The organism is Bacteroides sp. DH3716P (assembly GCF_025914115.1).
GTDB classification, from domain to species: Bacteria; Bacteroidota; Bacteroidia; order Bacteroidales; family Bacteroidaceae; genus Bacteroides; species Bacteroides ovatus.
The window spans coordinates 6,485,822-6,497,236 of sequence record NZ_CP083673.1 but is presented as its reverse complement, the minus strand read 5'-3'; the positions used below and the strand labels follow the sequence as shown (position 1 = coordinate 6,497,236).

General features: G+C 43.5%; 7 protein-coding genes. 6 read left to right on the top strand and 1 reads right to left on the bottom strand.

What is annotated here, in order from left to right:
* The coding region (locus KQP79_RS25075; RefSeq protein ID WP_413541950.1) for a sulfatase/phosphatase domain-containing protein at positions 1 to 432 on the top strand (432 nt) is incomplete at its 5' end.
* Between the two features lie 37 nt (positions 433 to 469).
* Complete coding sequence (locus tag KQP79_RS25070; RefSeq protein ID WP_004310845.1) at positions 470 to 2,155, top strand: arylsulfatase; 1,686 nt, start codon at positions 470 to 472, stop codon at positions 2,153 to 2,155.
* A 125-nt stretch (positions 2,156 to 2,280) separates the two neighbouring features.
* Here the strand turns inward: KQP79_RS25070 and KQP79_RS25065 are convergent, their stop codons facing one another.
* Complete coding sequence (locus KQP79_RS25065) at positions 2,281 to 4,842, bottom strand: hypothetical protein (RefSeq protein WP_004310844.1); 2,562 nt, start codon at positions 4,840 to 4,842, stop codon at positions 2,281 to 2,283.
* A 230-nt stretch (positions 4,843 to 5,072) separates the two neighbouring features.
* Here KQP79_RS25065 and KQP79_RS25060 point away from each other — a divergent pair, with 230 nt between their 5' ends.
* Genes KQP79_RS25060 through KQP79_RS25045 form a run of 4 tightly spaced genes read left to right on the top strand, consistent with a single transcriptional unit; the run spans position 5,073 to position 10,900 of the window.
* Positions 5,073 to 6,665 (top strand): arylsulfatase, encoded by a 1,593-nt coding sequence (locus KQP79_RS25060; RefSeq protein ID WP_004310843.1) that lies wholly within the window; start codon positions 5,073 to 5,075, stop codon positions 6,663 to 6,665.
* Between the two features lie 18 nt (positions 6,666 to 6,683).
* A complete protein-coding gene (locus tag KQP79_RS25055) occupies positions 6,684 to 8,054 on the top strand; it encodes a sulfatase (RefSeq protein ID WP_061447862.1) in 1,371 nt (456 codons plus the stop codon).
* Between the two features lie 55 nt (positions 8,055 to 8,109).
* Positions 8,110 to 9,486 carry an arylsulfatase B gene (locus KQP79_RS25050; protein ID WP_061447863.1) on the top strand — a complete coding sequence of 459 codons (1,377 nt, stop codon included), beginning with the start codon at positions 8,110 to 8,112 and terminating at the stop codon, positions 9,484 to 9,486.
* Positions 9,487 to 9,520: 34 nt separating this feature from the next.
* Positions 9,521 to 10,900 (top strand): sulfatase, encoded by a 1,380-nt coding sequence (locus KQP79_RS25045; protein ID WP_061447864.1) that lies wholly within the window; start codon positions 9,521 to 9,523, stop codon positions 10,898 to 10,900.
* Positions 10,901 to 11,415: the final 515 nt, after the last annotated feature.

Below are 11,415 nucleotides of genomic sequence, written 5' to 3'. Positions count from 1 at the left end.
CCAAAGAAAATTAAAGCCGGACAGGTAAATAACGAGTCTGTATTATGCGCAGTAGATTTATATCCGACTTTGTGTTCTATAGCCGGAATTAAAACAGAGAAAGGTTACCAGGGGGACGGACAAAATTATGATAAAGTTCTTCTGGGTAAATCGAAAGCTAAACGTAAAACAGACCTGATGTGGGATTTCGGTAGAAACCAATTCTTTAAGAAACCGGGAAATGCAAACGATAGGAGTCCTCATCTGGCTATACGCAGTGGCAACTGGAAGCTATTGATAAATGGCGACGGAAGCGATGCACAGCTGTACGATATTGCAAAAGACAAATTTGAGAAAAATGATGTAGCGCAGTCGCATCCGGAAATCGTAGCTAAATTGGGCGAAAAAGTATGTAAATGGTTTGAGAAAAACAAAGATAAAGGAAAAGAGTAATACAGTGAAAAACAAATTATAAACCAATATTAAACTTATGAATTCTAAATTATTACTATTACCGACCGCCTTGATGGTTGCTGGTCATTCTGCAGCAGAGGCGAAGGGGAAAAAGTCGGACAAACGTCCTAATATCCTGGTCATTCTTGCAGATGACCTTGGTTATTCCGATTTGGGATGCTATGGTAGCGAGATTCATACTCCTAATTTGGACAAACTGGCACAAAAAGGAGTACGATTCAATCATTTCTATAATGCAAGCCGTAGTTGCCCGACTCGTGCTTCCCTATTGACAGGACTTTACCAACATCAGGCCGGAATCGGACGAATGACCTTTGATGCTCACTTACCAGGCTATCGTGGAACACTTTCTCGCAATGCCGTTACTATTGCCGAGGTATTGAAGGGAGCAGGATATACCACCAGTATGGTTGGAAAATGGCATGTTGCCGAGACTCCTCTACGTAAGGACCAACGCGAATGGCTGGCACATCGCGTCTTCCATGATACATTCTCTGATTTATGTCATTATCCGGTTAATCGTGGCTTTGATTCTCACTATGGAGTTATTTATGGAGTGGTGGATTACTTTGATCCGTTCAGTTTAGTAGAAGGTGAAGTGCCTATAAAGGAAGTACCTAAAGGATATTATATAACCCAAGCCCTTTCAGAACGTGCCGTACAGGAGGTAGAAGAATATGCAAAGGATGATAAACCATTCTTTATGTACTTGGCTTATACAGCACCGCATTGGCCGCTGCATGCACTTCCTGAAGATATTGAGAAATATAAGGATACTTATAAAGTAGGTTGGGAAGCTATCCGTAATGCCCGTTATGAACGTCAAAAGCAGTTGGGTGTTTTCCCGGGAATGGATAACTTTTTGTCCGAACGTCAGTTTCATGACAAATGGGAAGATAATCCACATGCAGAATGGGATGCCCGTGCGATGGCCGTTCACGCTGCAATGATCGACCGTGTAGATCAGGGTATCGGACAAATTATCGAGGCTTTGAAAAAGACCGGACAGCTTGATAATACATTGATTCTTTTCTTGTCTGATAATGGTTGCAGTAACGAAGACTGCCAGAACATGTCTGGTGGAGAGAACGACCGTCCGGATATGACTCGTGATGGAAAGAAAATCATTTACCCGCGTAATAAACAGGTATTGCCTGGACCACAGACTACATACGCTTCATTGGGAGCCCGTTGGTCTAATGTAGCGAATACTCCATTCCGCTTTTGGAAAGCTAAATCTTATGAAGGAGGTATCTGTACTCCGATGATTGCTCATTGGCCGAAAGGAATTAAAAAGAACGTGGGTGGCATGACATCTGAAATAGGGCATGTAATGGACATCATGGCTACTTGTGTCGATTTAGCGGATGCTGAATATCCAACTACCTATAAAGGACATGATATTCTTCCAATGGAAGGAAAGAGCTTACTTCCTATCTTCAAGACCGGACATCGCAAGGGACACGACTATCTGGGCTTTGAACACTTCAACGAACGTGCTTTTCTTTCCAATGATGGCTGGAAACTGGTTCGCCCGAAAAATAACTCTCAATGGGAATTGTACAATTTGAATGAAGACCGGAGCGAGCAACATGATCTGGCTGCTAAATATCCGGAGAAGGTGGCAGAAATGTCAAAAGCATACGAAGCATGGGCTAAGCGTTGCATGGTAGAACCTTACCCGGGACAGAAAAAGAAATAACTGTCATTCCATTTAAAACGGAATGAATAGAAACATTGAAAGAATAATGGGGATGAAGGATTCCGGATCAGGAATAACTTCATCCCCATTAATAATATCTGCTATGAGGTTATCTACAACAAGAACTATTGCTCCGCTTGCCCGATTGTAGAATACTTCATACTTCCTATTTGTCCATCCTTACTCATCGTTTCCGCCTGAATAATCACCGGAGTGGAATATTGGTTATTATAACATTCAATCACAGCTTTTCCATTTTCATCTGTCCGTACAGACGGATTCCAGTAGAGCGTCCGTCTTTTGTCCACTTTATCCATATACAATTCCTTGGTCGGGTAGGCAGGTGAATAATATTCCAGTGCATGAGTATATCCCTGAATGACTGTTTGCCGGGTACCAAGTACGGCAGTCTGACTTTTGTTCAATACATCGCGTCTGGGTAGGGGAATCAGGTAGAAAACACTGTATTTGTCCAGTTTGCTGATATCCACTCCCGTACTATCCGTAACTTCGGACATTTTGGTGTTTTGAATGATGTCGTCATCAATGCCTCCGGTTCCTTTGCTGATGATGATAGAAGCCAGTCCATCCACTTCGGTCAACATCATTTGAGTTTCTGTCTCGGATAAAATGTGGTTATCCATGATATAGCAGATTGGTTTCTGCCGATAAGTAAGCTTGTCATTGCTACGATCCCAATCGAATTGCGGACTTAACTTTTCCATTAATTCCGGAATAGTTGTGACAATCTTCCCATTGTCACGTAATAAATCTACAGAACGGCGTACGTCGTAATAAGCGTCAATGCTTTTCTCATTGATTTTAGTAGCCATATTACTTCCTTGCCGGCGTTTGCTTTTGATTTCCACTTCATCCAATACATAAAGTCCTTCTACTTTCCGGATAGAATCCATGTATAGAGAATCAAAATTCTCGGCTTTTTGTAGCCAGTGGGTCAAGTCCTTCCATTTAGGATGAAGCTCCTTGTAGCCGTAGGCTCGGGGAGCAGGTGAGAAATTACGGTCGATCAGGATGGATGCATCCTTGTTGCGTTCTTTACCGACTTTCCGGGTTTGGATCACCGCTTCCGTGGTTCCTTCAAAGTCTTCTACAGGAATGGTGAAACGACCGTTTTCATCGGTCACGGTTCCTCCAGTGATAAATTGGTCATCTTTCTTCACTATCACACTAAGCGCTATATCTTTCAGCTTATTCTTGAGGATCGTTGATTTAACCTGCCCGTTCAACACTAATTGAGCTTCCGGTAACTGCAACGGAGTGAAAGGAGCAGTAGAAATGGCTTGGCTCATGTCATATTTACGCCATCCATGCACCATTAATAATATATCCAGTTCCGTTTGCTTCCGGGGAGACGGTGATGCAAAATAATAACCGGGCTGATGGATATATCCTTTTAAATCAGATGTTAACAGCAAATCAGTGAAGATGTTATTGTCATACTCCAGATAATCTGACCGGACGGCATCCCGGATGCTGACTGATACATCTCCCGATACCGGTTCTCCCTTGGCATTCTTTACCTGTAACTCACAACGAATAGGAGCGTAGGGAGTATACACCTCTTTCAGGCCCTCTGCGGATAGTTGTAGAGGAGCACGTGGATTGGAAAAGACAAAACGCTCGCATAACGTATTACCAGCTCGGTTGATGAGGCTGACTTGCAGTACACCTGCCGGTAGTTTGCGGGTAGGCAGAATGAACTCTTGTGGAGCGTCCGCCCGGCAACTAATCAATTGATGAACATACGGCCGTCCCTGATGACTGATAAATATAGCTAATGTATCTTGAGGAGTAGCGGCATTGCAGGATACTTTCACCAAAAGGGCACCGGCATTGTTGACAGTACTCAACACATACCCGTTAGGCAACGCTTGTGGAAGGGTAAATTCATACTTCTTTCCTTGAAAATCGACTTTGGCAACAGCCGGTTGTGCAGAAGGCGTATATTCAAAATGCCCCATTCCATCGTGCAAAGTCTCGAAAGAAGTGATTTCTGCTCCTTCTTTGGTATAGAGCGTTCCCGACAATTCTATATTCCCTTCATCTTTACTCTCCGCCTTGAAAGCCACTTGCGAAGTCACTCCTTCCACTAATTGCCCTCCTTCGGGAAAAAAACGTACACTCAACTTCTCCTTTGTTTCCGACGGACGGTTCTCCATTGACGGACTAAGTTCGTAAGTTGTGATACTACGTTCCAGCTTATCACTATTCGCCAGTTGATAAATCGGGAAAGTACGTGAGAAATACTGCGGTTCGTTGAAAGCAAGCATCCAGCGGGTATAGGCACGTACCTCATAATAGCCGGATAACATGGAACGGGGAAGAACGAATTGTCCGTTCCCTTCTCCCTGCGTCAGTTTAATGATTTGTTTATCTGTTATATGTCCTGTCTGATCCACCAGTTCCACATACAGGGGGCGGCTGATCGGACTGAAAGTCTGCTTTTCGGCGAGAGTGACATAAGCCTTGAACCAGATCGTATCTCCAACATAATAACTCGTGTTGTCGAAATGCAAATAAGCTTTCTCTCGTGGAAAGTTGTTGGCAAATGTCTGTGCTTGGTTCATGTATTGTTGGAATATAACTTTGGCAGGAGGAATCTCTCCCCATGCTATTGCTAGCGATAAGCAAAAAGAAAGAAGAAAAAGAATTCGTTTGTTTTTCATTTCAATAGGTTTTTAACTAAAATGCAAAGTTAGAATATATTGACCTAAAAATAGAAAACTAATTGTTCAATAAAGGAAAAAAACTATTCAGAGTAGAAATAAAAGTTCATGGACGCATTGTATATCTTTTGGATAGCATATATACCTGATTTTGTTCTTTATTGATTAGCATTTTTCCTTCCTTTTGCATAAACTTCCCTATTTTTGTTTTCCAGATAATTGATAATACTATGGTAAAGAAGAATTTCTTAATGACTGCCCCCTTACTGATGGCATCGTTTTGTTCGGCACAGGAAAAGCCGAACGTCGTACTGATTATGGTAGATGATATGGGTTATTCCGATATCGGCTGCTACGGTGGAGAAATACTGACCCCTAATATTGATGCATTGGCATCCAAAGGAGTACGTTTCACGCAATTCTACAATACTTCACGTTCATGTCCCGCCCGGGCTAGTTTAATGACAGGACTATATCAACATCAGGCAGGTATCGGTCAGATGTCCGAAGACCCGTTTAAAAATCCTGGCCAGAAGAGTCCGAATGATTGGGGTGTACCCGGATACAAAGGATTCCTCAACCGCAATTGTGTTACAATAGCCGAAGTTCTGAAAGAAGGCGGCTACCATACCTATATGGCAGGTAAATGGCATTTGGGAATGCATGGAGAAGAAAAGTGGCCCTTACAACGGGGATTTGAACGCTTCTACGGAATTTTGGCAGGAGCTTGCAGTTATCTCCGTCCATCGGGAGGACGCGGCTTAACCCTTGACAACACAAAACTTCCGGAGCCGGAAGCACCCTATTATACAACAGATGCATTTACCGATTACGCAATCCGCTTTGTTGACGAACAGAAAGATGATAAACCTTTCTTCCTATATCTGGCATTTAACGCTCCTCACTGGCCGTTGCAGGCAAAAGAAGAAGATATTCAAAAATTCACGAAGATCTATCGTGAGAAAGGATGGGATGAAATTCGTGAAGCAAGACGGAAGCGGATGGCTAAGTTGGGAATTATCGACTCGAATACAGAGTTTGCCGAATGGGAAAATCGGAAATGGGACGAGCTGACAGAGAAGGAAAAAGATGAAGTAGCCTACCGGATGGCCGTTTATGCAGCGCAGGTGCATTGTGTAGATTATAATGTAGGAAAACTGCTGGACTACCTGAAGAAGAATCATAAACTGGATAACACGCTTGTTATGTTCTTGTCCGACAACGGTGCTTGTGCCGAGCCATACGCTGAATTGGGAGGCGGGAAAGTGTCTGAAATCAACAATCCGGCTTGTAGCGTGTTCCCTTCTTACGGAAGAGCATGGGCACAGGTTTCCAATACTCCGTTCCGTAAATACAAATGCCGTTCTTATGAAGGAGGTATTTCTACCCCTCTCATCGTGTCGTGGAAAAGCAATCTGAAGAATAAGAAAGGTGAATGGTGCCGTGTTCCCGGTTATCTGCCGGACATTATGCCGACCATCCTGGAAGCAACAGGAGCCGCCTATCCGGAAACTTATCACGGCGGAAACAAAATATATCCATTGGTAGGCAGTAGCCTTTTTCCTGCTATTCAAAAGAAAGCAGACTCTATCCATGAATATATGTATTGGGAACATCAGAACAATAGAGCGATCCGCTGGGGAAACTGGAAAGCAATCCGCGACGAAAAAGGAAAAGAGTGGGAATTGTACGATGTGGTTAAAGACCGTACCGAACGTAACAATCTGGCAGAACAGCACCCTGAAGTGCTTACCAAGTTAGTTGCCGAATGGGAGAAATGGGCGAATGCAAACTTTGTATTACCGAAACATCCGAAGAAATAAATAAAGGAGGAACACAAAATGAATAAATTACTAGTAAGTGCATCCGTAGCCTTGGGAGCTACCAGCCTGTCTTTCGCCCAGCAAACGGAAAAACCGAACTTCCTATTGTTCATAGCCGACGATTGTTCTCATTATGATTTGGGCTGTTATGGCAGTGTTGATTCGAAAACTCCGAATATCGACCACTTTGCCACACAGGGAGTACGCTTCACACAAGCCTATCAGGCCGTTCCGATGTCGTCGCCTACCCGGCACAATCTATATACCGGTTTGTGGCCTGTACGCAGCGGAGCTTACCCCAATCATACTTGTGCCAATGAAGGAACATTGAGCGTTGTACATCATCTGCAACCGTTGGGTTATAAAGTCGCGTTGATCGGGAAATCGCATATTGCCCCGAAATCAGTATTTCCTTTCGACCTTTATGTACCTCCTTTGAAAGGTGGGGACTTGAATTTTGAAGCAATTCAGAAATTTATTTCCGATTGCAAGGCGAAAGGCGAACCTTTCTGTCTGTTTGTAGCCTCCAATCAACCGCATACTCCCTGGAATAAAGGCGATGCCTCTCAATTTAATGCGGACAAACTGACACTGCCTCCTATGTATGTAGATATTCCCCAGACTCGCGAGTTGTTTACCCATTATCTGGCAGAGATCAATTATATGGATCAGGAATTTGGTAATGTCCTTTCTATCCTGGATCAGGAAAAAATGACGGATAAATCTGTTGTCGTATATTTGAGCGAACAAGGCAACAGCCTGCCTTTTGCCAAATGGACTTGTTATGATGCGGGGGTACACTCTGCCTGTATCGTTCGTTGGCCGGGAGTGGTTAAGCCGGGAAGCGTAAGTGACGCGTTGGTAGAATACGTAGATATTGTCCCTACTTTTGTCGACATAATAGGAGGAAAGCCGCAGGCAAAAGTAGATGGCGAAAGCTTTAAACCGGTATTGACAGGCAAGAAGAAAACACACAAGAAATATTCTTTCTCCCTTCAGACCACGAGAGGCATCAATGCAGGATCGCCTTATTATGGCATCCGTTCGGTATACGACGGCCGATACAGATATATTGTCAATCTCACCCCGGAAGCTACTTTCCAGAATGTTGAAACAAAATCTCCTTTGTTTAAAGAGTGGAAAAGTCTGGCGAAAACGGATAGTCATGCAAAAGCGATGACGACTAAATACCAGCATCGTCCGGCTATCGAATTGTATGATGTGAAGAACGACCCGTATTGTATGAAAAATCTGGCGGAGGATGCGAAACAAGCTTCTACCATCAGCCGCTTGGATAAAGAGTTGAAACGCTGGATGAAGGATTGTGGAGACGAAGGACAACCTACCGAGATGCGTGCCTTCGAACACATGCCGGGAAAGAGAAAATAAGCCGTCACACATCAAAACGAATAAAACACAGAATGTAATTTATAAATCGTATATCATGAAAAAAGAATTTTTTGGTTTGCTTTGTGGATGTACTCTGCTTCCGGCATTTCTTCATGCGCAGACAGAGCGTCCTAATATTGTGATTGTATTGGCCGACGATTTGGGTTGGGGAGATGTAGGGTTTCATGGTAGTGAAATCAAGACTCCCTGTCTGGATGCTTTGGTGGGCGAAGGAGTGGAACTCGAACGCTTTTACACTTCTCCCATCAGTACGCCTACCCGTGCGGGACTGATGACGGGACGTTACCCGAACCGGTTTGGTGTCCGTTCGGCTGTTATTCCGCCCTGGCGTGAGGACGGACTGGATGAGAATGAAGAAACGGTGGCCGATATGCTGGCACGTAACGGATATAAGAACAGAGCCATTATTGGTAAGTGGCATCTGGGACATACCAAGAAAGTGCATTATCCGATGAATAGGGGATTTTCGCACTTCTATGGTCATCTGAACGGTGCGATAGATTATTTCGACCTGACGCGTGAAGGTGAACTGGACTGGCACAACGACTGGGAAACCTGCCACGACAAAGGATATTCTACCGAATTGATAACCAAAGAAGCCATCCGCTGTATCGATGCATACGAGAAAGAAGGTCCGTTTATGTTGTATGTGGCCTATAATGCACCTCATACACCTTTGCAGGCACAGGAAAAAGATATAAAACTCTATACAGACAATTTCGACAGCCTGACACCGAAAGAACAGAAAAAAGCGACTTACAGTGCAATGGTTTCTTGTATGGACAGGGGAATCGGTGCTATTGTAGATGCCTTGAAGAAGAAAGGAATTATGGACAACACTTTCTTTATCTTCTTTAGTGATAACGGCACTGCCGGTGTTCCGGGATCCTCATCAGGACCTTTGCGTGGACATAAATTTGACGAGTGGGATGGAGGCGTACATGCACCTGCTGTTCTTTATTGGAAGAAGGCAGAGAAACAATATAAGAACTTGAGTTCACAGGTGACAGGTTTTGTTGATCTTGTTCCCACATTGAAAGATTTGGTAGGAGATCACAGCCGTCCGAAACGTGAATATGACGGTATCAGCATCCTCCCTGTATTAAACGGTAAAAAGGCCTGTATCGACCGCGATTTTTATCTGGGACACGGAGCAGTAGTCAATAAAGACTATAAACTGATAAGAAAAGGTATGAAACCGGGACTGGATTTGAAACAGGACTTTCTGGTTGATTATAAAACGGATCCTTACGAAAAGAAAAATGCCAGCGCAGGAAACGAGAAAATTGTGAAAGCTTTGTATGAGGTTGCCCTGAAATATGACACGATCACTCCTTGTGTACCGGAAGTACCTTACGGTAAAGGTCGTGACGGATTCAAAGCTCCTAAAGAATGGAAAGTAGTACGTTGAATCTGTTAACCCTATGAATTGAAAATAATACAAGATGGAAAAATCAATGATTAGTTTATGCCTCTTAGGCGGATTGGCGATAGGAAACGGGTTTGCCCAAACTCCTTCAAAGCCTAATATATTATTAATCATAGCCGATGACTGCTCCTATTACGATATAGGCTGTTTCGGAGCGGTCAACAACAAGACTCCCCATATAGATGCATTGGCTCGACAGGGGATAAAATTCAACAGTGCGTATAATTCTGTTTCGATGAGTACGCCTACCCGGCATTGTGTTTATACAGGTATGTATCCGATGCATCATGGCGGTTACGCCAACCATAGCTCGGTCAATGCCGATGTAAAATCTCTCCCTACTTATCTAGGAAATCTGGGTTATCGGGTTGGATTGGCCGGGAAGTGGCATATCAAACCTTTGGCTAACTTCCCGTTCGAAGATGTACCGGGATTCCCCAAAGGATGTACAAGCCCAAACACTGACTATCATACCAAAGGTATCGAGAAGTTTATGGAGCGTGATGCTTCCCAACCTTTCTGCCTTGTCTTGGCTTCTATTAATTCGCATGCTCCCTGGACAGGTGGTGACGCTTCCGTCTTTGACCGGAAGAAACTTCAGTTGCCGCCACAGTTTATCGACACGGAAGTGACGCGTGAATACTATGCCAGATATTTGGCGGAAGTCGGCTTGCTCGATCAGCAGGTGGGTGACGCTATGCAGATTCTGAAAGAAAAGAATCTGCTGCAGAACACTCTTGTCATTTTCATATCCGAGCAAGGTACGCAATTTGCTGGAGCCAAATGGACCAATTGGAGTGCAGGTGTCAAGTCGGCGATGGTGGCTTCCTGGCCGGGTGTCATTAAACCCGGTATGGAGACTTCCGCTATTGTGCAATATGAAGACCTTCTTCCTACATTTATCGATGTTGCAGGCGGAAAGGTGCCTGACGTAATAGATGGAAAGAGTCTGGTAGATGTATTTCAAGGGAAAACAAAGACACACCATAAGTATGCTTATCATGTTCACAACAATGTTCCGGAAGGTCCGGCATATCCAATCCGTTCTATTTCAGACGGACGCTATCGTCTAATCTGGAACTTGACTCCGGAGGAAACATACGTAGAAAAGCATATTGAAAAGGCAGAATGGTATCTCTCGTGGAAAGCACAGGACACGGATCAGGCACATAAAATCATGAACCGCTATAAGAATCGTCCCGAGTTCGAACTATATGATATCAAGAAAGATCCGTTTGAAATGAATAATCTGGCGGATATGAAGAAATATAGTAAGAAGAAGGCAGAACTGACGATGGAACTGCAAAAATGGATGAAACAGCAAAATGATACCGGAGCTGATAAAGACCGGCCGCGTGCTCCTAAGAATAAGCAGAAGAAAGCAGCCAATGTATAATATTCGTAATGCTACCGCTTGTTGCTCTCTGCAAGAGATTTATCTTTTTTATTTCTCATTTCTCATAGAATCTAGGCAATAGGTTTATAATCAATTGTATATAGTATGAGAAATGCTTTCTATGCAGGCATTTCTCATACTTTTTACAGATATTTTAACGAAAAAACAGCTATTTCTCATTCGTTTTTCAATGATTTCTCATACATCTGCCCTGCATTTCTCATACGTTTCTCATGATGATTGCATAGACGATGGTTGCTGATCTTATTTACATTGAAAACAGATGAAAGGTACTTATCATTCAAACAACCCTATGCCAGCATGTTTTTCATTCGTTATCGTCCAGTTATTGATAGAGCATCTCCATCGTTCCACTAGAGTGACGAGGGCTGTTCACTAGGGTGCATAGATTCGTTCACTGGAGTGAACAGGGCAGACGCATTATATTTTTTACTATATTCTCCTTTGTTATTTCTTTGCTATACTACTGATTATTAATACACTATCATTTGTTT